At 46.4% G+C, this 24,362-nt stretch carries 22 protein-coding genes; 15 read left to right on the top strand and 7 right to left on the bottom strand.

The window, feature by feature from the left end:
* Window positions 1-289 precede the first annotated feature (289 nt).
* The 8 genes from JS578_11815 to JS578_11780 all read left to right on the top strand — a co-directional run bounded on the left by JS578_11815 (window position 290) and on the right by JS578_11780 (window position 7,790).
* Window positions 290-1,117, top strand: coding sequence for an MBL fold metallo-hydrolase (locus tag JS578_11815; protein ID QRX63527.1), 828 nt, complete (start codon window positions 290-292; stop codon window positions 1,115-1,117).
* An 18-nt stretch (window positions 1,118-1,135) separates the two neighbouring features.
* Window positions 1,136-1,360 carry a DUF4180 domain-containing protein gene (locus tag JS578_11810; GenBank protein QRX65011.1) on the top strand — a complete coding sequence of 75 codons (225 nt, stop codon included), beginning with the start codon at window positions 1,136-1,138 and terminating at the stop codon, window positions 1,358-1,360.
* The gene (locus tag JS578_11805) at window positions 1,357-1,959 is read left to right on the top strand and encodes a YdeI/OmpD-associated family protein (protein QRX63526.1); all 603 of its coding nucleotides are present in this window, start codon (window positions 1,357-1,359) and stop codon (window positions 1,957-1,959) included. Before JS578_11810 ends, JS578_11805 begins: the two co-directional genes overlap by 4 nt.
* A gap of 217 nt (window positions 1,960-2,176) precedes the next feature.
* On the top strand, window positions 2,177-3,139 hold the full coding sequence (locus tag JS578_11800) for a glycoside hydrolase family 43 protein (GenBank protein QRX63525.1): 963 nt from the start codon (window positions 2,177-2,179) through the stop codon (window positions 3,137-3,139).
* 132 nt (window positions 3,140-3,271) lie between these two features.
* Window positions 3,272-4,441 carry an amidohydrolase gene (locus tag JS578_11795; protein QRX63524.1) on the top strand — a complete coding sequence of 390 codons (1,170 nt, stop codon included), beginning with the start codon at window positions 3,272-3,274 and terminating at the stop codon, window positions 4,439-4,441.
* Between the two features lie 82 nt (window positions 4,442-4,523).
* Entirely contained in the window at window positions 4,524-4,880 is a 357-nt protein-coding gene (locus JS578_11790; GenBank protein QRX63523.1) for a carboxypeptidase regulatory-like domain-containing protein, read from the top strand.
* Between the two features lie 190 nt (window positions 4,881-5,070).
* A complete protein-coding gene (locus JS578_11785; protein QRX63522.1) occupies window positions 5,071-5,970 on the top strand; it encodes a hypothetical protein in 900 nt (299 codons plus the stop codon).
* A gap of 41 nt (window positions 5,971-6,011) precedes the next feature.
* A complete protein-coding gene (locus tag JS578_11780; GenBank protein QRX63521.1) occupies window positions 6,012-7,790 on the top strand; it encodes a CotH kinase family protein in 1,779 nt (592 codons plus the stop codon).
* A 45-nt stretch (window positions 7,791-7,835) separates the two neighbouring features.
* On the opposite strand, the gene JS578_11775 is transcribed toward JS578_11780, so the two are convergent.
* Window positions 7,836-10,151, bottom strand: a complete 2,316-nt coding sequence (locus tag JS578_11775; protein ID QRX63520.1) for an outer membrane beta-barrel protein — start codon at window positions 10,149-10,151, stop codon at window positions 7,836-7,838.
* A 586-nt stretch (window positions 10,152-10,737) separates the two neighbouring features.
* Between JS578_11775 and JS578_11770 the strand changes: the two genes are divergently transcribed.
* From JS578_11770 to JS578_11750, 5 genes are all read left to right on the top strand, one after another.
* Window positions 10,738-11,130 (top strand): hypothetical protein, encoded by a 393-nt coding sequence (locus JS578_11770; GenBank protein ID QRX63519.1) that lies wholly within the window; start codon window positions 10,738-10,740, stop codon window positions 11,128-11,130.
* A gap of 448 nt (window positions 11,131-11,578) precedes the next feature.
* Window positions 11,579-12,916 carry a DUF1593 domain-containing protein gene (locus JS578_11765; protein ID QRX63518.1) on the top strand — a complete coding sequence of 446 codons (1,338 nt, stop codon included), beginning with the start codon at window positions 11,579-11,581 and terminating at the stop codon, window positions 12,914-12,916.
* Window positions 12,917-12,967: 51 nt separating this feature from the next.
* Window positions 12,968-13,129 carry a DUF1905 domain-containing protein gene (locus JS578_11760; GenBank protein ID QRX63517.1) on the top strand — a complete coding sequence of 54 codons (162 nt, stop codon included), beginning with the start codon at window positions 12,968-12,970 and terminating at the stop codon, window positions 13,127-13,129.
* The gene (locus JS578_11755; GenBank protein QRX63516.1) at window positions 13,130-13,360 is read left to right on the top strand and encodes a hypothetical protein; all 231 of its coding nucleotides are present in this window, start codon (window positions 13,130-13,132) and stop codon (window positions 13,358-13,360) included.
* Window positions 13,357-13,782: an NUDIX domain-containing protein gene (locus JS578_11750; GenBank protein ID QRX63515.1), complete on the top strand. Its 426-nt coding sequence runs from the start codon at window positions 13,357-13,359 to the stop codon at window positions 13,780-13,782. Before JS578_11755 ends, JS578_11750 begins: the two co-directional genes overlap by 4 nt.
* A 98-nt stretch (window positions 13,783-13,880) precedes the next feature.
* Here JS578_11750 and JS578_11745 read toward each other — a convergent pair whose 3' ends face one another.
* Window positions 13,881-14,792, bottom strand: coding sequence for an IS982 family transposase (locus JS578_11745; protein ID QRX63514.1), 912 nt, complete (start codon window positions 14,790-14,792; stop codon window positions 13,881-13,883).
* A gap of 148 nt (window positions 14,793-14,940) precedes the next feature.
* On the opposite strand from JS578_11745, the gene JS578_11740 reads away from it, so the two are divergent.
* Window positions 14,941-16,992: a glycosyl hydrolase 115 family protein gene (locus tag JS578_11740; protein ID QRX63513.1), complete on the top strand. Its 2,052-nt coding sequence runs from the start codon at window positions 14,941-14,943 to the stop codon at window positions 16,990-16,992.
* Window positions 16,993-17,204: 212 nt separating this feature from the next.
* Here JS578_11740 and JS578_11735 read toward each other — a convergent pair whose 3' ends face one another.
* Window positions 17,205-18,029 (bottom strand): IS3 family transposase, encoded by an 825-nt coding sequence (locus tag JS578_11735; protein ID QRX63512.1) that lies wholly within the window; start codon window positions 18,027-18,029, stop codon window positions 17,205-17,207.
* Window positions 18,029-18,325, bottom strand: a complete 297-nt coding sequence (locus tag JS578_11730) for a transposase (protein ID QRX63511.1) — start codon at window positions 18,323-18,325, stop codon at window positions 18,029-18,031. The genes JS578_11735 and JS578_11730 overlap by 1 nt, the downstream gene beginning before the upstream one ends.
* A gap of 275 nt (window positions 18,326-18,600) precedes the next feature.
* On the opposite strand from JS578_11730, the gene JS578_11725 reads away from it, so the two are divergent.
* Window positions 18,601-19,221 (top strand): hypothetical protein, encoded by a 621-nt coding sequence (locus tag JS578_11725; protein ID QRX63510.1) that lies wholly within the window; start codon window positions 18,601-18,603, stop codon window positions 19,219-19,221.
* A gap of 23 nt (window positions 19,222-19,244) precedes the next feature.
* Here JS578_11725 and scpA read toward each other — a convergent pair whose 3' ends face one another.
* From scpA to JS578_11710, 3 genes are read right to left on the bottom strand one after another with little or no spacing between them, the layout of a single operon-like run.
* Complete coding sequence (gene scpA / locus JS578_11720; GenBank protein ID QRX63509.1) at window positions 19,245-21,392, bottom strand: methylmalonyl-CoA mutase; 2,148 nt, start codon at window positions 21,390-21,392, stop codon at window positions 19,245-19,247.
* Between the two features lie 26 nt (window positions 21,393-21,418).
* Window positions 21,419-22,330 (bottom strand): prenyltransferase, encoded by a 912-nt coding sequence (locus JS578_11715; protein ID QRX63508.1) that lies wholly within the window; start codon window positions 22,328-22,330, stop codon window positions 21,419-21,421.
* A gap of 42 nt (window positions 22,331-22,372) precedes the next feature.
* On the bottom strand, window positions 22,373-24,268 hold the full coding sequence (locus JS578_11710) for a methylmalonyl-CoA mutase small subunit (protein ID QRX63507.1): 1,896 nt from the start codon (window positions 24,266-24,268) through the stop codon (window positions 22,373-22,375).
* Between the last annotated feature and the right edge of the window lie 94 nt (window positions 24,269-24,362).

Genomic DNA, 24,362 nt, shown 5'->3' with positions numbered 1-24,362 from the left:
GACCCCAATAAAGAATGCGAGTACTAAACTTGAAAATTGTCTCATGATGAAAAAATTTATAATGCTTAATATTTACACTGATTCATCCATTCTGAACTAAAGACTGCTTGATTATTTGTGTTAAAAGAGTACAAATATACCTTATTCTTTTTATATTTATCACAAATTGGTCGAGGAGTCTTCTAGTTTTGCAGCTTGCTTCCCGTTTGGAAGAATTTTCTCCGGTGCATAATGTAATAAACTTCAGAATAGTAACAAATTTGGACGATACTAAATTAAACCATTCAAAATGAAAAAGTCAATCCTCCCTTGCATCCTGTTGGTTTTTATTTGGAACCCGGCATTCATGCAAGCTTCATCACAAAATGATGGTAAAATTGTTTTCAACAATGATGATGTTGTTTTTCGTCAAATTGACGAGCACACCTGGGTTGGCTCAGGCAATCAAATGTTTCAGGAAAGCCTCTATCTCGTTGAAGGTAACGACAAGGCCATACTCATTGATGCCGGGACCAACATCAAAAATCTGGACAAAATTATTGCTTCTATTACGGATAAGCCGGTTACCCTAGTTGCTACACACGTACACCCCGACCATACTGGACCTTCAATAAATTGTTTCCCCGAAATATACATCAATCCGGGTGATACGGTTTTAATATCCACCTTTATGAGCGACTATCGTGGAGAGGTAAAATATTTACAGGATGGAGAAATCCTTGAATTGGGAAATAGACAATTGGAGGTCGTCTTCACACCCGGTCATACACCCGGATCCACCACATTCATCGACAACGAGGCAAGTTACGGCTTCAGTGGTGACTCTTTTGGATCAAGCTTGCTGTTGTTGACTGTCGACTTCTCAACATTCATCGCTACCTGTGAGAAAATCTGCGCGATAATGGAAGCCCAAAAAATCAACTATCTCTTTCCAGGGCATTACAACAATCACAATGCGGAAACATTGGTAAAGCTAAAAGATATGGCATCTTTAAGCCATAGAGTCCTGTTTGGTGACATCAAAGGTGGTCCCAATCCCGATGACACCTTTGGATTAAGACTTGCCGTTGATGGTGATGGGTATCGAATTATTTACAATGAATCGGCACTTAAATGATCTGATCTCTCCCCTAAAATTCGGACCGATCAAACATCTGATTTCTTCGACCTGAAAAGTGGAATTGCAGGTGAAATACTTCAAATGTTTTCCAACTATCGGACTCGTTTGGCAATTGTTGGAGACTTCTCCAAATTCTCAAGAAAAAGCATGAAAGATTTGATATTTGAGAGTAACAATGGAGGAAATATTAACTTTGTATCAACCTGTTCAGATGCAAAAAAAATTCTTGCTGCAAAATGAATGAGAATGAATCGAAATCCAAAAGAGTCCAACCAACAAAAGAGTCCTTGACATTCTTTCAAACAGAAAATGATTTTAGGGAATGGTTGGAGGGTAATCATGAGAAGGAAACAGAGCTGATGGTTGGATTCTACAAAGTTAATAGTGATAAACCCTCAATGACCTGGTCACAATCGGTCGACCAGGCACTCTGCTTTGGTTGGATTGATGGGATCAGAAGATCAATCGACGAGGAGAGCTATTGCATTCGTTTCACACCTCGAAGGAATGACAGCAACTGGAGTGCAGTTAACATCAAAAAGATCGAAGAGCTCACAAAAGCAGGTCTCATGAAACCTGCCGGAGTAAAAGCATTTAGTTTGAGGAAAGAGGATAAATCAGAGATCTACTCTTACGAAAATGACGCAACCATTCTTGACTCAAGATATGAAATTCAATTTAGAGAGAACAAAAAAGCGTGGGAGTTTATCATGAATCAAGCACCGTCCTACAGAAAAGCAGTAATGAGATGGATCATGGGTGCCAAACAAGAAGAAACCCGACAAGCCCGATTAGTGAAAACAATAAATCAATGCGAACAACAAAAACGACTTACATAACAAGTTTACTTTTGGCTTGTTATAATTTCAATTTTATTTTGAATATGCTTATTACTGATAATTTCTGTAAACAAAAAAAAAATCCTCAATGAAAAACAAAAATTGTTTGTTGGTAATGATTATGATGAGTTTGCTGTCTGGTCCCACAGGTTATTCACAGAATAGTCCTGATTACACGGGTATCAAAATAGTTCCTAAGTTGTAGATACCCAACAAATTGGAATTCAATGAGAAAGACCTGTCCGGCTATTTGTTGGTCTATTTCAAAGATCAGAATCAATCAGCTTATATGGCTATCAGCAGCGACGGTTATACTTTTACCGACGTCAATGGTGGCAATCCTGTGTTCATTGGCGCTCAGCTGGCTGAGCAGAAGGGTGTTCGGGACCCTCACATTACACGTGGCCCTGATGGTGCATTTTATCTGGCCATGACCGACTTGCATATTTTTGGTAAACGGGCAGGATATCGCGATACTGAATTCGAGCGGCCTGCTGAGAAATATGGTTGGGGCAATAACCGGGCCATTGTTCTCATGAAATCATACGACCTGATTCATTGGACGCACTCTGACTTTCGCGTCGATAAGGCATTCCCTGAGCTTGGCGATATCGACTGTTCATGGGCCCCTGAAACAATTTATGACCCTGGGGCCGTAAAGATGATGGTTTATTTTACCATTCGTTACAATAACAAGGAGTGCCATATGTACTATTCGTATGCCGACGATAATTTCACCAAGCTGGAAACAACTCCTGAGAGAATCACTGAAATTGGTGGCCTCGATGGCGACATTACCAAAGTAGGTGATCAATACCAACTCTTCTATGTCTCAAATGCAAGGATATTGCAATCGGTCTCATCCAGGATCAATGAAGGTTATAAGACTGATACCATGCGCATTGACCCTGAAACGGTTTCGACCGAAGCACCGAACTTGTTTAAGCGTTTGGGTACTGACAAATATGTACTGATGTACGATGTGTATGGGGCCAGACCCAGCAACATGGGTTTCAGCGAAACAACCGATTTTATCACCTATACGAATATAGGCCATTTTAACGAGGGTGTAATGAAAACTACTAATTTCAAAAGCCCCAAGCATGGCGCTGTGACCTACCTTACGAAGCAAGAATTGAAAGCCATTGCCGAACATTGGAAAATGGAATTTGTGTATTAATTTAAGAACAGGAATGTAAAACATCATCGAATGAACGAAGAATCAGGTACATTTGTCAAGTGATGACAGCAACTGTTGTTCGCAGGTGGAATGCATTTTCAAATCATTTATCAACCTATTCAATCATACCCAATGAATGCCAAACTGATAAAAGCATTGCAAAACAAACAGGATGAATTGAGAACATTGCAGGAAACCATGCACAAGCATCCTGAACAATCGATGAGAGAAGAATATACCGCACGTTACATTGCCAAGGTGATTAAATGGTTTGGTGCCTATACATTGACGGAAGGTGTTGGCAAATATGGCATTGTCGCTACGCTAAAAGCAGGGAACAGTAACAAGGCGATTGGTATTCGGGCAGATTTCGACGGGTTGCCCATTCAGGAAGAGAACCATCTACCCTACAAAAGTAGCATCGAGGGATGCTCCCATCTTTGCGGCCACGACGGTCATACGGCGATGGCGCTTGGAGCCGCCAAATATCTTGCCGAAACTCAAAACTTTGATGGAACCGTACGCTTTTTCTTTCAACCGGGAGAAGAGACCATGCAAGGAGCTCCAGCCATGATTGCAGATGGATTGTTTGAGCGTTTTCCCGTGGATGCGGTTTACGCCATGCACAACATGCCGGGATTGGAATTAGGAAAATTCTATTTCCGTGAAGGAGAAACCATGGCTGCCGTCGATAATTGGGAAATAGAACTCACCGGAAAAAGCTCTCACGGTTCCATGCCGGAACTGAGTATTGATCCACTGGTTTGTGGCTCGTCATTGGTGATGGCGTTGCAGACCATTGTCAGCCGGAATGTATCGCCCTGGAAACAGAGTGTTGTAACCATAGGTGCTTTTCAATCGGGTAATGCAGGCAATGTAATTCCACAAAAGGCTTTACTGAAATTGAGCATCCGAAATATGGACAATGAAGTACGCAGGATGGTGCTTGAAAGAATCCGCCACATTACCCGGTCACAGGCCGAAGCTTTTCGTTGTGCCTTTGAAATCAGAGAAGGTATTCCAGGAACGGTGCTGGTGAACACGCCCGAACATACAAGATGGGCTGCTGACGTAACGGCGAAGACTTTCGGAGAAGATCAAGTGGAAAGAAATGCGGACGCTCTGATGGGGAGTGAAGATTTTGCATTCATGCTCGAAAAATGTCCGGGCAACTATGTCATGATAGGCAATGGTCAGGGACAGATGGTACATCATCCACAATATGTGTTCAATCAGGAATTGTTACCCCTTGGTGCAGTTTATTGGGTATCATTGGTAGAAGACTATCTGAATAATTGTTAAACAGGGTGAGATATTTCACTTTTTATGTCACCAAAGATTGAGTAAGTGCGTCTTATCAATGTACAATTTAAAAATCATGGTGATGAAAAAAACTCTTTTAACAATGTTCTTAATCGGGATGATATTCCCGATGAGTGCCCAGATCAAGGGTACCGTGACCGACGCAGGCAACAATCCTGTAAAGAATGCCAAGGTAGCAATCTACTCACTGCCCGACTCCGTGCTGATAGCCGGTACAACTGCCAATGAACGGGGAGAGTTCGAGTTTCCCGCCTATTGCAGCGTGAACAAACTGATGAAGGTATCCTACAACGGGTACAAACCCACCACGTTTCGCGCACTGCCGGAACAGCATGTCACACTAAGGGATGAGCTGAACATGCCGGAGGAGTTGGCGCAAAACAGGCCTCTCTCTTTTGTTCCCGACAGGAAAATCTGATCATCACTGGCAAGCGATTTGGTTGGATTGCTTACTGATGTAGCCGCCTCATGTACCATGGGACGGCTTTTTTTGTTTGCTTTTTTTGGATAAAACTGTAATTTTGTGAAAGGATCATCGACCTGGGTCATGAAGACGAAAAAAAAGGTGGCAAAGTCATTGATTAATATCATTTAATAATTAATACACAATGAGAAAAACAGTTGTACTACTTATCCTTTCAGCATTCTTTATTGCTCTCCATGCACAACCAGTCGATGAATCCCGCAAGTTAAAAAATGAGCCGACACCCAGCGCCGGCTACGGTAAAGAACTGGGAGATTTCAAGAGCGGAACCTATACAATTGAAAGTGCAGGTCTTGCACGGCAATATACAATTGACATTCCCGAAGAATATGATCAGAACAAAACATACCGTTTGATTTTCGCCATGCACATGATGGGGGGGAGCATGCAAACAATGGTTGACCAGAACTTTTATGGCCTGAAAACATATGCCGAAAGAGATGGCGTTCCTGTCATTTTCGTAGCACCCCAAGGATACACCGACCGTTCGCCCTGGCGCGGACGTGACGACAAAGACCATATCTTCTTTGCCGACATGCTTGACCTGTTTAAGGAAAAGCTGAGCATCGACACCTCGCGCATATTTAGCTGCGGCTTTAGCTTTGGTGCAATGTTCACATACTCATTATCGTTAAGTTTCCAGAAAGACCTATGTGCTGTTGCCTGTTATGCTCCGGCCAACTGGAACATCTATCTTCCCGAAAACAAAAAGGAGCCTCTTGCCTTCTATAGCACCACAGGTACGGAAGACGGACTCTGCAAGTTTGTCAACTCCGATGAGCTCAAACAGGGTGGCAAGTACTGCGTACTGACACACCTTGAAAACAACGGATTGACACAATTGCCGGAACTGCCGGTAGCCACCACACCCACCCATGTCACCACGGAATTTGAAGGTCTTCCCGAAGAATATCCGGTACTGTTTGGTTCCTTTGTGGGCGGGCATACCGAAAACGTGAAGGATCCCGGATCTGATGTGAACTGGGTCGCTAAAGAGACATGGGATTTTTTCATGCGTTTTTAATATCATATCCTGCATAGATGAAAATTAAAAGCACCTATTCAATGAGCATGAAGGTCCGACTTGCATTGTTACCCTTTATAGCGCTGTTACTTGTTACTTGCAGCAACGAGATTGATGAAATTGAGGAGGTGAACCTCACGCTCGACAAGAGCTCAATCGTCTTCGATTCGCCGGATGCTCAGGAGGCCATGGTTGAGATACAAACCAACGCATCGCTTGTTCATATTGACATCCCATCGGACGATCTGAGCTGGATCAGTGCGAAGTTGTCTGCTAACATCCTCAGCATAACGGTGTCGGAAAACACTGCACTGGGAAAAGAGAGAAGTACCCTCATTACGGTCTCTGCAGAGGGTTTGCCTGCCCCCCGAACCATCAGCATCACACAGAAAGCCAGCTATGAATTCATCAGTTCCTTTTCTATTCCGGCGGGAATCAACGGGTTGGAAGAAGATTTGGCTGGTGTCATCGACCATGACGCGAAGACCATCACGCTCTCCAGCTCGCGCTGGATTCCCAATGTGAAAAATCTGATTGCCCGTTTTGAGACACCTGCAAGGCTCTACATCGGGGAGAAAGAGCTGGTCAGTGGAGTCACAACAAACCCCTTGCTCGGGGAGCAGACGTTGACCGTGAAAACGGATGAGGGGGTTACGGCATCATATGAACTGATTGCCAAAGGCCCCATGTTCACCGGCCTTCCTGTCATCAGAGTTGATGTCGATGGCGCTGCAGAGGTGGTGGAGAAGACGTTGAAGCTACCCTCGGAGTTTGAGTTGACCGTCCCCGGCGAGAACAGTTTTGATGTCGAAAAAACCCGGATGACCATTCGCGGAAGGGGCAACACAACATGGTACATGCCTAAAAAACCATACCGGATTGACTTTCCCAATAAGACCTCCCTCTTTGGCTTACCCAAGGCGAAGAAATGGATCCTGCTTGCCAATTATCAGGACCCCACACTGCTGATGAACGATGTGGCATTCCAGCTGGGACGTATCTTCGGTTTGGAATTCAATCAATCCTCCATTCATGTTGAGTTGTTCCTTAACGGCACCTACAGAGGCAACTACCAGCTTACCGAACAGAAGGAGGTAGGTGAAGGAAGGGTCGACATTGACACTGACGGAGGCTTTATGGTGGAGCTGGACGCCTATTTCGATGAAGATTACAAGTTCCGGACCACTCGCCTCAATCTGCCTGTCATGGTTGCTGAACCTGAGCTGAACAACGAGTCGGAGATGGAGTATATCAGAGAGGCGATGCAGGGACTCGAAGATGCGCTGTTTGAAGCCGACTTCCCCAACAACTCCTTCGAGGAGCACACCGATGTCGAGTCGCTGATCAACTTCATGCTGATCAATGAGCTGGTTCGCAACCAGGAGCTGGAACATCCCAAGAGCACCTACTGCTATAAGGAGGCGGATTCGAAAATCAAGTGGGGTCCGTTGTGGGATTTTGACTGGGCTTTCGGTTACAACGGATACAATGCCTACTTTGTCACCAAGAACAGGATCTTTTATCAGGGGAACAGTGATCCCAGACCCGGTGCCCGTTTCTTTACCAGGTTTATGGAAATACCGTCGTTCCGCACCAAATACAAAGAGCGATGGAAAGAAATCAAACCGCAGGTGGATGGAATCACTGATTATATTGAAACGATGGCAGCGAAGCTGGATAAATCGCAGGCGGAGAACTTCAAACTGCCGGATGCCACGCCCGTCACCAAGAACAATAGCTATCAGGAGTTGATCCGGCAGATGAAAAAGTGGATGGATGAACGCATCGCTTTCATCGATTCGGAGATCGAAACAATCTGACCTATGGCCGTCTCATGATTGATGAGACGGCCTTTTTTTTGTTGGTCAGTTGCTCATGCGGCTGATCTCCCGGTCGCCGGCACCGTTGCCCTTATATCGGTTCTTGGTCGCGTTGAACTTGTAGCGTACCGTTAACTCCAGCTCGCGACTGTCCCACTCAGAGTACTGGAAGATGTCGAGCCGGTCGTTGAAGGCGAAGATGCCCATCTTGCGGCCGTGAAAGAGGTCGTGACCCTTGAGGGTAAGCGAGAGCTTCTCCTCGAAGAATGATTTGGTGATGCCGGCATCGACAACGTACTGGTTCCGTGTGGTTCGGAAATTCTGTTGGAACCCCTTGCCCTGAAAGCGGGAGTCGAGGGTGACCAGAAACCCTTTGGGCAATGAGAAGGAGTTGTTGAACGATGCGATGGGTATGGGCCGGTTCATTTTCACCTGCTCGCCACGTATCTCCATCTCCAACTGCTGTGCAGTGAAACCGATGCTTGCCTGGGGACTCCATATCCCCACCTTGGGCGATGCCGTGAGGAAAGCGGAGAGGCTGGGTATCTGCCGGATGTTGATATTCGACAAGAGTGTCACTGCCGGGTTATCCTCCAATTGTTCCGCCCACTGTATGATGGCATTCTTCTCCTGCTTCCAGGATACCGCAAGCTGCAGGAAGCGCCAGGAGCTCATCAGCGAGACATCGTGCAGGGTTGTGGGTTTCAGGAAGGGATTGCCGGTTTGCATGGTATAGCGGTTGGCATAGAAGATGTTGCTGCCCATTTGCCAGTAAGCCGGTCTAACCGTCTTTACCGAATAGCTCATCTGCAGTTGCACGTTGCCGAAGCGGTTGCTGTAGGTGAGTGCGGGAAACCATTGTGCATAACTCCTGCTCAGCTCATCGTCACGCAGCCCGTCACGGAAATAGTCCCAGAACACATCTTCATAACGCAGGCCGGCGGTGATCTGCCCGATGGGTGTGGCACGGTTGTACTCGGCAAAGAAGGAGAGGTTCTGGTCGTGAATCTCCGTACTGGAGGAAGGGATCATCGGATTGCTTGTCTGGTAATCATCCTCCCGCAGCGTACGGGTAAATTCGTTCCCCACCGAGAGGGTACCCCCCAACAGTGGATGGGTGAGGATGGTACGGGTAGCGATGAGCCGGTTGTAGATCCGGTTGTCGGAACGTATGGCACGGTCGTCCTGCTCCTCGCTACTCTCGGTGATGTTCGACCGGGTGGTCTGAGTGCTGCGGTAGATGTCGCCGTTGAAGTCGACTGTCAACTTGCCAAAGATGCCGCTGTAATAGCCATTGAGCCGGTGGCGGGGCTGCAGATCGTGCTGCTGGTTGTCGCGGCTCACCAGCCGGTCGAAAAACTGGCCGTTGGCATAGACATCACTGCTGGTGGAGGCAATGTCCCGGTTCTTGCCGGGAAAAGTGGTGAGGGTGTACTTCATCCCCAACTGCTGCTTGGGTGAGAACTCATAGTTGATGCCGGCCACGGCGGTAAGGGGATTGGAGAGTCCATCTACACGTAGCTGGTTTTCCTGTGTCCAGAGGGTATCCACATAGGTGGACTGACGGATGATGCTTTCCTGGAAGTAGGCATAGCGCTCATACTTGAGGGTTCCGAAGAGATCCCAGCCGTTGTTGCGGTAGTTCACGTTGAGCTGTTGCCGCAGGTCGGTGTTCTCGGTCTGCAGGTAAGTGGAGCGCAGGTCGAAGCCGAAGCCGTCGCCCACCTTGCGCACGGTGTGGATGCGGATCACCGCCTTCACCGAGGCATCGTAGCGTGCACCGGGATTGTAGACGATCTCCACCTCCCGTATATCTGCCGAGCTGATGCGGTCGAGTTCCGAAGGGTCGCGCATCTCGCGATTGTTGATGTAGATCTTGGCGGCTCCCTTGCCGAAGATCTCGTAGGCACCATCGTCGCCCGTCACAGCAGGCAATCGCTTCAACAGATCATCGGCAGTGCCCGCCTTGCTCAGCACCGTGTTCTCGACCGTCGTTACCAGTGCATCGTTCCGCACCCGTATCCGGGGCAGGTCGCCGTTGACAACCAGCTCGCCCAGCTCCGTGGTTTCGGGATTCAAAGCGATGAATTGATCATCTGTTGGTTCCACCACCTTGGTTTCATATCCGATAAACGAGACCTTTATAAAGGCATCGCTAAGAATCTCAGTATTGAGGGAAAAGTGACCCTCATCGTTGGTAATGGTCCCGGCGATCAGCATAGAGTCCGGCACAGTATAGAGTGCCACGTTGGCAAACGAGATGGGGTTGCTTTCGGTATCGACTACCGTGCCCTGAATTTGTGCATGCATGGGCAGAAGTATTCCACCGAGAAGAAAGAATAGAATTATTTTCTGTATCATATCACTTTTTGTTGTTGAATGGAAAACCATGAAGCATTGAGCGGAGGGATCCTTATGCGCGCCATCGGGACACCCGGCATCGAATGCTTTTTCATTTTATGGTGATAGGACATCATGAAGGTACAATCGGTTACAAAAAATCTGATTGAGTAGAAAATTGACAGGTAATGGACTGGTCTATCCTTATTGTCTCCATATTCTATCCTTATATCCACTCCGTTAAATATGGGAGTGGATATAAGGGTGCAATAAGGGTGCAATAAGGCTAGAGGCAGCAAATCCCCTGTCTCGTCCTGTTCGTCCTGATATCGGAAACACCAACTTTGCACAGAAATCATGAACCTATATGGCATCAAAGCAGTTTGATGTTGAGCTGGAACTTTATTGCTGTACAGTCAATTTCCGCTCAAAATGGCTAATCCAACGCTCTGTGTCCACGATGATAGATTCAATGATACATTCGCAATTGCAACAATGTACAAAAAACCAATAACAGCACATTAAAAGGTTAATGTATTGAATTTTAATTCAAAATATTGATAACTTTGCTGGTATAATTATTTTTGAAAAAATAAATAGAGTAACCATGAAGAAAATAATTTTAATTCTTAGTGGGAGTCTTATAACTCTCTTACTTCTTGGATATGTCGTCATGTATATATGGATAGATATTGATGTTCAGAATAATATCAATGTAGTTAAAGAAAGATATCCGGGCAAAGCTGAAGATGCTTTGATAGCCTATTTGCTTGATACGACGAATTCACCTGTAGACTGTTCACATATCGCAATTTGGACATTGGGTCAAATTCATTCAGAAAAGGCAATACCAATATTGAATGGATTCTATAAGAACGATCCTAAAGGAAAAACATGCAAGGGTAGACATGATTCAGTTCTTTGTCAATATGAGATTTATAAAGCACTTAACGCGACTAAAACAAATTGGTGGCCCCTGCATTCAAGATTAAATAAATAAAAAACGTAACCTAACAAGCAGCCATAAAACAAGCCATATTGAAAGTTTATCGAATATTTCAATTACCTACCTACTGACAGGCAAATATGACAAAGGAATAAAAGCGCTATTGTAAGCCGAAAAGATTGACCCTCAGGACGGAGTTGTATTAAGCAACATTGCTCATGGATATAATCTTAAAGGTGACATGGAAAATGCTAAATTTGGAAGACCCAGGAGCAGTTGAATTTGCGAAACAACAGATTGAAGCATTGAAAACGATCGTGGAGTGAGCATAATTCATGGACAACAAGATGTGTATGTCATTACAAGAACTGCAAGACCGATTGTAGGAAGAACAACTTTTTACGCTGGAGAATTGACTAATTTAGTTCAACAACTTAAATCCAATGGTGGAAAAAATATATATTTTGTGACGGTACTGCAGAAATAATCAAAGATATATAATATGAAAAACATTTTTCTAATTGCCTTTATTCTGTGCGCAACATATAGCTCAGCACAACTGGACAAGAGCGACAAACAAAGGCTGATTGTCACTACCGACCTTGGTGGTACTGACCCCGATGATATACAATCAATGATTCACCTCCTGGTATGCTCAGATGCCATTGACATTGAAGGTCTTGTCAGTTCACAGGTCTGGGTTAACGACCCAAACAAGACGGCTAAGATTCTTGAGGTTATCGACTGGTATGAAGAAGTTCTACCCCGGTTGAAGAATCATGCTGTCGGTTTTCCGGATGCAGGCTATTTAAGGTCGATCACCATGCAGGGGCAGCCTCAATCCAATATGTCGGGTGTGGGAGCAGGCAAAGACTCGCCGGGGTCGGAGTTGATTGTTTCGGCGGTAGATCGGAAAGATGACAGCCGCCCGGTTTGGGTTGCCGGATGGGGTGGCATGAATACTGTGGCACAGGCCCTCTGGAAAGTGAAGCATACACGAAGCGAAAAGGAAGTAAGCGCTTTCGTAAAGAAAATACGTATTTATGACGTGCTTGGGCAGGATGATGCGGGAGCATGGATTGCGAAGAACTTTCCTGACATTGTTTATATTCGCAACAAGGAAATCTATGGATGGGCTCCGTCCGATGACTGGACACGAAACAACGTGCAGGACATCGCTCCTTTAGGGAACCATTACCCTGACAGGATCTGGGCTACGGAGGGCGACACTCCTTCTTTCCTACATGTGTATGCCAACGGATTAAACGTTCCGGAGCATGTTGATTTTGGGGGTTGGGGCGGACGGTTCTCGACGAAGAAGGTCAGTGGAATACGTGGCATGGATTTCATCGTCAAGAGTGGCAAAGATGAGACCCAATATGACCCTTATCTTATGTATGGCAGTACAAAAGAGGGCATCGCAGCCATAAACAAATGGAAACAGCATATCTGGAATAATTTTGCTGCCCGCATGCTGTGGACCACTACAGATGATTATTATGCCGTGAACCATCACCCTGTAGCAATTGTAGATGGTGACAATTCATTGCAGTGCCTCTATAGAAGTGCCAAAGCTGGTGATGTTTTGACGTTTGATGCTTCCGGATCAAAAGATCCTGATGGAGATCAACTGGATTATAACTGGTTCGTCTACGATGAACCAAGTACATACAAAGGTGCTACAAGCGTTGTAGAGTGTGCTGCATCCAAATGTAAAATAGTGGTACCTTCTGATGCCTCAGGAAAAACGATACATCTTATTCTTGAAATAACCGACAAGGGTTTCCCTGCATTGACCGTGTACAGGAGAATTGTTATAAATGCCGTGGAATATATATAGCTCAATGCCAGCGCATAACATCATGCACATACCATTAGGAAGTGGGGTGCATTGAAGGTATCAGGCACAATTGACAATTACAAAATTGACCGTATTAGTCTCTTTACAATATCAGGACAGGACAAACTTATTTCTGTCAATGAGAAAATAAGGAAGGCAATCAACAAAAGCGGTGGCGACAGGGTTACAGTAACACTTTATTTGTTAACTTAGTTGAAAAAAATTACAGAGAAAGAAATTTTAGAAACATTCAATGAATCAACGGTACTAATAGCGTTTGAAAAGTTGACAGCCGAAGAACAAACTGAAATTATTAGAAAAATTGCTTCCACAAAATCGGATGACAAACAAATTAAATCGAAGTTTGACCAATCAATGATGTTGAACTATCTTAGACCCTTAAAAGGGGTAGCTTACACTTTTACCAGCGATTTAAAATTATGAAAATTGAAATTTTTGGAAACGAAGAATTTGATAAATCAAAATTGAAATATGCGATCATCTTCTCTAAATATTTGAACAAATGGATTTACGTGAAGCACAGGGAAAGAAGTGGTTGGGTAGTTCCAAGTGGACACAGGGAGGAAAATGAAAGTATATTTGATACTGCAAAGAGAGAATTGTATGAAGAGACGGGAGCAAAGCACTATGCCATTGAACCATTGTTTTGCTATTCGGTTGAATCAAACGATATAAAAAACTACGGGAAAGTCTTTTATGCAAAAGTTGAAGAACTGGACGATCTGCCAGAATCGGAAATTGAAAGAATTGAATTGTTTGAAGAGCAACCAAGTGATTTAACTTTTCCGGACATTCATCAAGCATTAGAAAAAGAGGTAATAAGATTAATAAGTAAATATGAATAGCAGAATGAAAACTGAGCCTTAATCACACCTATACGTTCAAAACATATATTACTTTAAAAATGAAGAAAATATTATTAACGTGAGTTCGGGATAACATATTATCCCCAAATGGTTAATTGACTTGACTTTTCCACTTCAAATTTGATTGAAGGCTTTTTGGGAAAGAAACAATATGCCACCAATGCAGCAATTATGTTCATGATGAAATTATGTGTGGAACGATGCCTTGAATGTTCTATCTGGCAGATATTCTTCAGTTCATCATTGATGGACTCAATTACAGATCTTTTGCGTAAGAGAATCTTGTCGCGGAATGACATCAGGGAATTTTTCATATTTGAGCGTATACCGGTCACTAAATGAACACCCTGGTCAAACAGCATCTCGAAGAGCTTTGTGCTGATGTAACCCTTGTCTGCATATAGTTTACCGAAAAGATCTTTGGTAAGAACATTGATTACGTCAGGGTTTCTATCGTCGACATTGCCTTTTGTGAGAGAGAAATTCAGCAATTCACCCTTTTCGTTACAGACCAGATGAAGCTTGAATCCAAAAAACCAGCCCATCGTACTTTTCCCTCTTTGTGCCAGATCCCTGAATACTTTATTCGAGTGTATACGCTTGTTATGACATACTTTAATGGGAGTGCTATCCACATATGTAATGCCTGTGCATTCACCAAATCCAAAGAGTTTGAGCAAGAGCATGAAAGGTACAATCACCCTGGGTTGCAACTCGACAAAACGGTTGTAGGAAACGGCATTTGGAAAATAGCTCTTCATGTGTTTGCAAATATAAAACAGGTAATAATTCTTGAAATTATGGAAGGTTCCGCAGTGGAAACAGACCATCACGGCAATAATCTCGCTCTGGGACATTTGCGTTTTCCTGTTTCTCCTTTTAGTTGTACCCCCGGCTTGAAGTTGATGATTCTGAATTTCATTCTCATATTCTGCACAAAAATCGTCGGCAATACAAAATATTTCAATAACTTTGTCTGTTGTGATCATAGGGCTGATGTTTGTTATTTGTTTGATTATCAGCTATAAATATACAAATAATCTCCCTATATCACAACTTTTTTTATGCTTTTCTTATCCCGAACTCACGTTATTACTCTTATTATTCTTACCGCATCTCTCCTACTCACAAATAAACGTGGAGTTTAAGGTTGACAAATTAAGCAGTTATTTTACAGTAACAAGTAAAGGAGAAACAGCGAAAATTGTTTATGACAGGTCTGAAAACATTTTAGTCAAGAAGTCTGTAGCATTTCTTTCGAATGACATTGAAATGGTTTCGGGGAAAAGACCCTTAGTTTCTGATGTAGAAAACTTTCAGGGCAGCAATATAATAATCGTTGCCACGGCAGGAAGAAATCGATTGATTAATAAACTAGTAGAAGAGAAAAAACTAAATATTGACGACCTGAAAGGTCAGTGGGAACGATTCATCATCCAAACAATAGAAAATCCTTTCCCGGGTGTTGCACAAGCGTTGGTTATTGTTGGCAGCGACAGGCGTGGAGCAGCCTACGGTGTATTTACACTTTCGCATAAGATGGGTGTTTCTCCATGGTATTGGTGGGCTGATGTTCCTGTTGAGAAGCATGATGAAATTTACATAGAAAAATGCCACTACCTTTCGAACAGCCCTTCCGTGAAATACCGTGGTATTTTTATAAATGATGAATCTCCAGCATTCAGAAATTGGGCTGTTGAAAAATTCGGGGGGATCAATCATCAATGTTATGAAAAAATATTTGAACTGCTTTTAAGAAACAAAGCCAATTATTTATGGCCTTCCATGTGGCTCCCTACCATGTTCTATGTTGATGATCCCTTGAATCCGCAAACAGCCGATGAATATGGAATTGTGATGGGAACATCACACCACGAACCGATGACAAGGGCACATAACGAATGGAGTGTGTTTGACGGTGGAGAATGGAATTACAAAACAAATAAAGAGACATTACAAAAATTCTGGCGCACTGGTTTTGAAAGGGTAGGAAATCATGAAACTATTGTAACGGTTGGCATGCGTGGGGATGGTGATGAAGGTATGTCGGAAGAGACGGCGGTTGATCTTTTACAAAACATTATTGCTGACCAGCGCAGCATTATTTCTGATGTTACCGGGAAACCAGCCGAAGAGACACCCCAACTATGGGCGATCTATAAAGAAGTGCAGGACTATTACAACAAGGGAATGCGGGTTGATGACGACATCACGGTTCTATTTAGCGACGACAACTGGGGAAATATTCGTTACCTCCCAAAGAAAAATGAACGTAACGCCTCTTCAAAGTTTGGAATGTATTACCATTTCGATTACGTGGGAGCTCCCATATCTTATCGTTGGCTAAACATAACCCAGATTGAAAGAGTATGGGAACAAATGAAGCTCACCTATGAGCATGGAGTTGATGAAATTTGGATCGTCAATGTGGGCGATATCAAGCCCATGGAGTTCCCCATCAGTTTTTTCCTCGATTATGCATGGGATCCCGAAGCGATACAAGCTGAAGATATACCAGACTTTTATGTTAAATGGGCGAAGCAACAATTTGGGAACGAACATGCAAATGAAATCGCCGAAATGCTTTCACTTTACACCAAATACAATGCACGCCGAACTCCCGAAATGTTAACTGCTACCACATATAGCATTGAGAATTACAGAGAAGCTGATCGGATTGTTGAAGAGTTCAGGAAACTACTAAACAAAAGCTCATCGATATATGAACAGCTATCAGCGGAATACAAATCTGCATACTATCAATTGGTTCACTCCCCTATCGAACTGTGTGCCAACCTCAATGAAATGTATGTAGCAGCTGGCAAGAATGAGTATTATGCTATTCGGGGTGCTGCCTCTGCCAATTATTATGCCGATAAAGTGAAAGTGTTGTTTGAAAAAGATGCAGCGCTCTCCCAAAAATATCATGAGCTGGAGGATGGTAAGTGGAAACATATGATGTCGCAAACACATATTGGTTACACCAATTGGAATCACCCCCCCTTAAATAAAATGCCTGCCGTATCCTACGTTCAGGTTCCAGAACCAGCCGAACTGGGTTACTTTATTGAATATGGCGACACACCTCAATGGGGTTGGCTCGACGTGGAGGCAGATTGGTCTTTCAGTCATAGAATGCCTGTTTTCGATCCTTTGAATTTAATACTCCCTATTCTCTGTACCGTCTAAGCAGGGTTTTTAAACTAAAATAATTCTCTCATTTTTTTATACTTTCTGTTTTTTTCATTTGTAAACCAACCTTTCTTGAAACAAATGAGTAAGTCAAGCTTTTTTGGAAAAATACTACTCTTTTAAGAGTGGAGATTTTTTCAAAAACCCGTCAGGGATTTATAGCTTGATGTCTCATTTGGTACATGTATATTTGTTTACAAATAAAAAAGTCAGGCGCTTAACTTGAAAATACTTTCCGGCGTTCGTCTTCCGACTCCCTGGTGGGTTTTCATTTTGTTGTAATGATTCATAAACCCCCTGATTCCTTTCCAAAGAGTGGTACCGTTTTCCGCCGGAAACGGATAAACATGATCCTGTTTCAATGTCCTCCAAAACCGTTCGATGTAGATGTTGTCCGTTGCTCTGCCACGGCCATCCATGCTGATGCTGATTCCAAGTTCATTAAGCTTGTTTACCCATGCCGGGCTGGTAAACTGACTTCCCTGATCTGAGTTGACGATCTCAGGCACACCATGCTCTTGTATTGTTGCCTCAAGTACTTCAAGCACGTTTTCTCCATGCAGGCTGTTATGAAGGCCCCAGCCAACAATAAAACGACTGTACACGTCTATGATTGCCGTTAAATACATGAAGCCCTTGTCCATGGGTATGTACGTTATGTCAATCTCCCAGACCTGATTTGGGTGGTCAATATTGAGATTACGAAGCAGATAGGGATAAATGTACTCGACCAGTCCCAACTTACTCAAATTCCGCTTTGGATATTGAGCAATTATTTGGGCCTTACGCATGAGGCGTCTCACTCGCTTGTGATTCACTATAAAACCCAGTGCGAACAGGTAGTCTTGCATTTGCAGAACTCCGTAAGTAGGATGATCATGATGGTACTTATCCATTTTCTTCATAATCTCAAGATTCTCATCACTTTCTCCTTTTGGCAAATAGTAAAGACCGGATTTGCTGATTCCCAGTAGATCACATTGGCTCTGTAGGCTTAAACGATCATCTCTCGAAACTAGGTCACGTCGTTCCATTATTCCAAGCCCAACTGCTTCGACTTTTTTTTTAACCAGTCTCGCTGCATCTCCAGTTCTCCTATTTTCGCATAGAGCTCCTGTCGCTCTTTCTCAAAGTCAGCTTCACTCTTGGGGCCATGCTTCGAGAATAACTCTTCTGAACGTTTCAAAAACTCATTTTTCCATGTGGATATCACAGTGGGGTGAATACCATAACGGGCACTTAATTCAGATAGGGTCTCCCGTTCTTTGATGGCTGCTAATGCAACCTCTGCCTTGAAAGCCGCTGAATGTTTTCTTCTTGACTTGTTCATAACACAAATATAAGCTTTTTTATTTGCTTAGATAGTGGTACAAATTACGGGGTATATTATAGAATAATCAGGATTATTACATCGATATTGTCAACCGTGGCCGGGATGAATTACAATATACGATCAAGGGCAGGGAAGATTGGATAAAACTATCGTCAGAAGCAGGTTCTACAAGGTTCAATGAAAAAATATATGTAAGCATTGATTGGAACAAAGCCCCCAAAGGAGAGGTTACGGGAGAAATATTAATTTCCGGAGCCGGAAAGGAATATAGGGTGCAGGTACCTATTCGAAACGAGATACCAGCAGTCTCTGGCTTTATCGAAAACGAAGGAGTAATTGCATTCGAGGCGGCTCATTACACCAGAAAAATTGACAAGAAAGAGATTCATTGGACAGTAGTTCCAAACCTTGGACGAACAAACTCGTCACTCATTATTGAACCGGTTACCGCTGAGAGTCAATCGATCCTAGAGAACTCGCCAAGAGTTGAATATGAATTTACATCATTCAGTTCCGGAGATTTTAAAGTTGAGGCCTACCTTTCACCAACCCAGGATTTCAAAAATCAAGGAGGGTTGAAATATGCCATCGCGATCGACAACGAGAAACCTCAAATAATCAACATGAATGAAGGCGAAACAGTTCCAGATTATAAATATGCAGGTTGGTGGACAAAATCGGTAGGAGACCACATAAAAATAAAGGTTTCATCACACGATGTGGAGCTACCAGGAAAACATGTTTTAAAAATATGGGCAATTGACCCGGGGATTGTTTTCCAGAAATTTGTGATTGATACGGGAGGTCTAAGACCGAGTTATTTGGGTCCTGTTGAAAGTGAAAAAAACCGCTTCCGGCACAATCTACTCCTGATCGTACCGAAAGCGGAATAAAAAGTATAACCAAGCGTTAGCCTTTACTCCTCCATCAAGATGTGCATGATGTCACAAGCCGACTTGGTCACCGAGCTGCCGGGGCCGAAGATGGCCGCCACTCCAGCCTTGTAGAGATAGTCATAATCCTGTGCGGGAATCACCCCACCGGCAATCACCACGATATCGGGACGGCCGAGACGTTGCAACTCTGCCACCACCTGCGGCACGAGGGTCTTGTGTCCGGCAGCGAGCGAGGAGACACCCAACACATGGACGTCGTTCTCCACTGCCTGACGGGCTGCCTCGGCGGGTGTCTGAAACAGGGGTCCCATATCCACGTCAAAACCACAGTCGGCATAGCCTGTGGCGACTACTTTGGCACCGCGGTCGTGTCCGTCCTGGCCCATCTTGGCAACCATGATACGGGGTCTGCGCCCTTCCTTATGGGCGAACTGGTCGGTCAGCGCACGCGCCTGTTCCAGCGTGGCATCTGCTTTTGATTCTGATGAATACACTCCTGCAATTGTTCTGATTACTGCGTTGTAACGTCCTACCACCTTCTCACATGCATCGGAGATCTCACCCAGCGTGGCGCGAACGCGGGCAGCCTCCACCGAGAGCTCCAACAGATTACCCTGGCCACTCTCCACGCAACGAGTGATGGCCTCTAGTGCCTTCTCTACCACGGCGTTGTCGCGACCGGCACGGAGGCTGTTGAGCCGTTCCACCTGTTGCTTGCGCACTTCCGTGTTGTCGATATCAAGGATATCGATCGGATCCTCCTTGTCGAGACGATAACGGTTCACACCGATGATGGCCTGCAAACCGGAGTCGATGCGTGCCTGGGTGCGGGCTGCCGCCTCCTCGATGCGCATCTTGGGGATGCCGGTTTCGATGGCCTTGGCCATACCGCCCAGCTTCTCGATCTCCTGGATGTGTTCCCATGCCTTGTCCACCAGCTCCTGGGTGAGCGACTCCACGTAGTAGGAACCGGCCCAGGGATCTACCTGGCGGGTGATTTGGGTCTCCTCCTGGATGTAAATCTGGGTGTTGCGGGCAATGCGGGCCGAGAAATCGGTCGGCAGCGCGATTGCCTCATCCAGCGCGTTGGTGTGGAGCGACTGGGTGTGACCCAGGGCTGCTGCCATCGCCTCTACGCAGGTACGTCCCACGTTGTTGAAGGGATCCTGTTCGGTGAGCGACCAGCCGGAGGTCTGCGAGTGGGTGCGCAGCGCCATCGACTTGGGGTTCTTCGCGCCGAAGCTCTTCACGATCTTGGCCCACAACAGACGGGCGGCACGCATCTTGGCGATCTCCATGAAGTGGTTCATACCGATGGCCCAGAAGAAGGAGAGACGGGGTGCGAAGGCATCCACGTCGATGCCGGCATCGATGCCGGCACGCAGGTACTCAATACCGTCGGCCAGCGTGTAGGCCAGCTCGATATCGGCAGTGGCTCCCGCCTCCTGCATGTGGTAGCCGGAGATGGAGATGGAGTTGAACTTGGGCATCTTCTGTGAGGTGAACTCGAAAATGTCGGCGATGATCTTCATCGAGAACTTGGGCGGGTAGATGTAGGTGTTGCGCACCATGAACTCCTTGAGGATGTCGTTCTGGATGGTTCCGGCCATCTCTTCGAGCTTCGCACCCTGTTCCTGGGCTGCAACAATGTAGAAGGCAAGGACGGGCAGCACGGCTCCGTTCATGGTCATCGAGACCGACATCTTGTTGAGGGGAATGCCATCGAAGAGGATCTTCATGTCCTCTACCGAGCAGATGGAAACGCCGGCCTTGCCGACATCGCCCACCACACGCTCGTTGTCGGCATCGTAGCCACGATGCGTGGGGAGGTCGAAGGCTACCGAAAGCCCTTTCTGACCTGCAGCGAGGTTTCGGCGATAGAAAGCGTTCGATTCCTCGGCGGTGGAGAAGCCGGCATACTGGCGGATGGTCCAGGGACGCATCACGTACATAGTGGAATAGGGTCCACGCAAATAGGGAGCCACACCGGCAGCATAGTTGAGATGCTCCATCCCTTCGAGGTCCTCCTTCGTGTAGACCGGCTTCACAGGAATCTGCTCGGGTGTAAGCCAGTCGGCCTTGACCTCATTCTTCTCGGCCCACTCCTTCACGTCGACGGTATAGAAACCATCGTTCTGAATGTCAATATCTTTAAAATTTGGTTGCATAGCTGTAGGTTGTTTGATTTGATTCTTTATATAAAGGGAGCGACAAAATTTGCGGCGACGAGCAGCAGGCTGAAGATCAGCACCAACTTGGCGGTGTCGGTATCAAGAAATCGGATGATACCCAAATCCTCAATCGTTGCTTTCTTCATCAGCTTGATGTTCCGCATTGCCAACGGGAAGCTCAACAGCGTCACGAACGACAGGGGAGCCAGTATCCCAAGCAGCACCGCGAGTGCGACCAGCATGTAGGCCAGCAGCAGGATGGTCTGGTAGACCACCTGTGAGCCTTCCACCCCCAAGCGCATGGCCTGTGTGCGGATGCCGGCTGCCTTGTCCTGCAGCATGTCGCGCGTGTTGTTGGCATGCAGGATTGCCACCACCAGTAGCCCCGTGGGGGCTACCACTAGGAGGGTCGGCCAGATGAGTTGTTGACTCATCACGTAGGCCACCCCCAGGGCGATGGCCATGCCGTAGCTGATGAAGATGATCAGGTCACCCAGCGCCACATACTTGAATCGATAGTAGAGGGTGGAGCTGATGATCCCGATGAACCCGAATGCCAGCATGGGCAGACCGGTATGTACCAGCAGGTAGATGCCCAGGAGGATGCCAACGGTCAAAACCACATAACCGTAATACAATACTGTTTTGGGTTTGAAGAGTCCCTTCACGATCAACCGCTCGGGACCGGTCTTTTCCTTGATATCCACACCACTCACGTAATCGTGGTACTCACTGATCAGGTTGCCGGCAAGATGGAAGATGATGGCTCCCAGGATCCCAAGCAGGCCGAAGCGCCAGTTCACACCCTCAATATCCCCCGTTTGGGAAAGATAAAAAACGTATGAGAAGCCTACCAGCGCCGGTGAAGCCGATGCCGGGATGGCCCAGGGGTGAGCTACCTTGATCCAATTAATCACTTTTCCATCTCCGTCCATTGTTTTTATTGTCGCTGCCCGATTCAGAGAACCGGATCGAATTTATAATAGTTTGTCATTAAACATCTGGAGGGTCTCCAGCACGTTGCTTCGCACGTGAATGAAGTGTTCAATGCCATGGGACTTCAGGTCGTCCATGCAGGCGGGAGCACCAGCCACGACGAACAGCTCGGAGCCATCCTTCAGCAGGTCGAACGCCTCCGGTGCATAGGTTGCATACTCCTCATCGCTTGAGCAGAGCACCACCACGTCGGCTTTCTTTTCGCGTGCTGCCTGCACCCCTTCGGCCACGGTCTTGAAGCCGAGGTTGTCGATCAGCTCGTAACCGGCACAGGCGAAGAAGTTGCCGGAGAACTGCGAGCGCGCAAGGCGCATGGCCAGGTTGCCGATGGTAAGCATGAACACCTTCGGTGTTTTACCGCTCCGTTCGGTGGCCAGACGCAGCTCGTTGAAGGGATCGGCAAGCCTGCCGCTGTTGAGCTTCTTCAACGGTGTCTGTTCGTTCTTGTGGTTGCAGCCACAGCCATGTTTCTCTTTCTCTTCGATCTTCCCGGCCATGGTTTCCTTAGCGTTGGGATACTGGTTGGTGCCCAGCAGGATCTCCTTGCGGCTGGCGGCGGCACCGAAACGGCTCTCGGCAGAAGCGTTGATGGCATCCTGCACGCTGCCTGCCTTGAGTGCTTCGTAGAAGCCCTTTTCCTCTGTTTCGAGGAACAGTTTCCAGGCTTGCTCCGCCAGCGAGGCGGTGAGCGTCTCAATGTAATAGGAGCCGGAAGAGGGATCGGTCACCTTATCGAAGTGCGACTCCTCCTTGAGCAGCAGCTGCTGGTTCACGGCGATTCGTTCGGCAAAGGCGGTAGGCGTCTCGAAAGCTTCGTCGAAAGGACGCACCGTGAGCGAGTCAACTGCACCGATGGTGGCCGACATGGCCTCTGTCTGGGTGCGCAGCAGGTTCACGTAGGGGTCGTAGAGCGACTGGTTGAAGCGCGAGGTGATGGCATGTATATTCATCTTGGCGGCGCAGCGGCAGGTGCCGTCGGCAGCCTTGTTGTCACAGTCGTGCGCGCAGGTTGGGCGGTAGGCATTCACGATCTCGGCCCAGAGCCAGCGGGCAGCGCGGAACTTGGCAATCTCCATGAAGTAGTTGGAGCCGACACCCAGGTCGAATTTGATCTTCTTGGCTGCCAGCGAGGGATCCACTCCCTTCTCGATCAGCTTCGAGAGCAACTGGTTGCCGTAGGATAGGCTGTAACCAAGCTCCTGATAGCCATAGGCCCCTGCATTGTTCAGCAGTTCGCCGGTGACGACCAGTGCCTTGTAACGGGGTAGCGGTGCGGTGATCTGTACCATCTCCACCGCCTGGTCCAGCCAGTTGGATTCATCGACACCCAGCTTCAGAATCTTCCGGAAGGGGTCGTGCTCGATGGAGCCGAAGCACTGCATCACATCCAACTTCTGTGCAGTCACATAATCGACCACCAGACGGGCCAGCATACGGGTATGGGAGATGCATGTGTTGAAGTTGAGCTCCACCTTGTCGGGAGCGATGCCTTTTAGCAGTGTCGCGATCTTCTCCGCGGTGAGGCCTTCATCGGGAAGGTAGAATCCCAGGGCGGTTACCCCCTTACCGATCAGTGTGATTGCTTTCCGGTTGGCTTCGGCGAAATCCTGCACGTCGATGTTCTGACGCACATACCATACATTCTCCTTCTTTGTGCCCCGCACGTAGGGAAACTGACCCGGCAGGTTCTCCAGCGCGGCCATTCCTTCCACATCTTCGGCACGGTAGAAGGGGTTCACTTGAAACCCTTCATTGGTTTTCCAAACCAGTCTCTTCTGGAAGTCGGCACCTTTCAGGTCTTTGGTGACGACATCCATCCATTCCTGGGTGGAAACCGGTGGGAAATCGGTGATAAGTTTTTCTCTCTCTTTGCTCATACTTTACTACTTAATGATTATTTTGAGGTTTTTTCTGATGCTTGTCTGCTTCACTTCCATGACTTTAAATCGCCCCGGAATTCAAGGGACAAAA

The organism is Dysgonomonadaceae bacterium zrk40 (assembly GCA_016916535.1).
In the GTDB taxonomy this organism is placed as follows: domain Bacteria; phylum Bacteroidota; class Bacteroidia; order Bacteroidales; family Dysgonomonadaceae; genus Proteiniphilum.
This window is presented reverse-complemented; position numbering and strand designations above follow the sequence as displayed.

Excerpts from the sequence above, each read along its gene's own strand:
- JS578_11815 (QRX63527.1), top strand. The coding sequence starts at position 290 with ATGAAAAAGTCAATCCTCCCTTGCATCCTGTTGGTTTTTATTTGGAAC.
- JS578_11805 (QRX63526.1), top strand. The coding sequence starts at position 1,357 with ATGAATGAGAATGAATCGAAATCCAAAAGAGTCCAACCAACAAAAGAG.
- JS578_11795 (QRX63524.1), top strand. The coding sequence starts at position 3,272 with ATGAATGCCAAACTGATAAAAGCATTGCAAAACAAACAGGATGAATTG.
- JS578_11790 (QRX63523.1), top strand. The coding sequence starts at position 4,524 with ATGAAAAAAACTCTTTTAACAATGTTCTTAATCGGGATGATATTCCCG.
- JS578_11785 (QRX63522.1), top strand. The coding sequence starts at position 5,071 with ATGAGAAAAACAGTTGTACTACTTATCCTTTCAGCATTCTTTATTGCT.
- JS578_11780 (QRX63521.1), top strand. The coding sequence starts at position 6,012 with ATGAGCATGAAGGTCCGACTTGCATTGTTACCCTTTATAGCGCTGTTA.
- JS578_11775 (QRX63520.1), bottom strand. The coding sequence starts at position 10,151 with ATGATACAGAAAATAATTCTATTCTTTCTTCTCGGTGGAATACTTCTG.
- JS578_11770 (QRX63519.1), top strand. The coding sequence starts at position 10,738 with ATGAAGAAAATAATTTTAATTCTTAGTGGGAGTCTTATAACTCTCTTA.
- JS578_11765 (QRX63518.1), top strand. The coding sequence starts at position 11,579 with ATGAAAAACATTTTTCTAATTGCCTTTATTCTGTGCGCAACATATAGC.
- JS578_11750 (QRX63515.1), top strand. The coding sequence starts at position 13,357 with ATGAAAATTGAAATTTTTGGAAACGAAGAATTTGATAAATCAAAATTG.
- JS578_11745 (QRX63514.1), bottom strand. The coding sequence starts at position 14,792 with ATGATCACAACAGACAAAGTTATTGAAATATTTTGTATTGCCGACGAT.
- JS578_11735 (QRX63512.1), bottom strand. The coding sequence starts at position 18,029 with ATGGAACGACGTGACCTAGTTTCGAGAGATGATCGTTTAAGCCTACAG.
- JS578_11730 (QRX63511.1), bottom strand. The coding sequence starts at position 18,325 with ATGAACAAGTCAAGAAGAAAACATTCAGCGGCTTTCAAGGCAGAGGTT.
- scpA (QRX63509.1), bottom strand. The coding sequence starts at position 21,392 with ATGCAACCAAATTTTAAAGATATTGACATTCAGAACGATGGTTTCTAT.
- JS578_11715 (QRX63508.1), bottom strand. The coding sequence starts at position 22,330 with ATGGACGGAGATGGAAAAGTGATTAATTGGATCAAGGTAGCTCACCCC.
- JS578_11710 (QRX63507.1), bottom strand. The coding sequence starts at position 24,268 with ATGAGCAAAGAGAGAGAAAAACTTATCACCGATTTCCCACCGGTTTCC.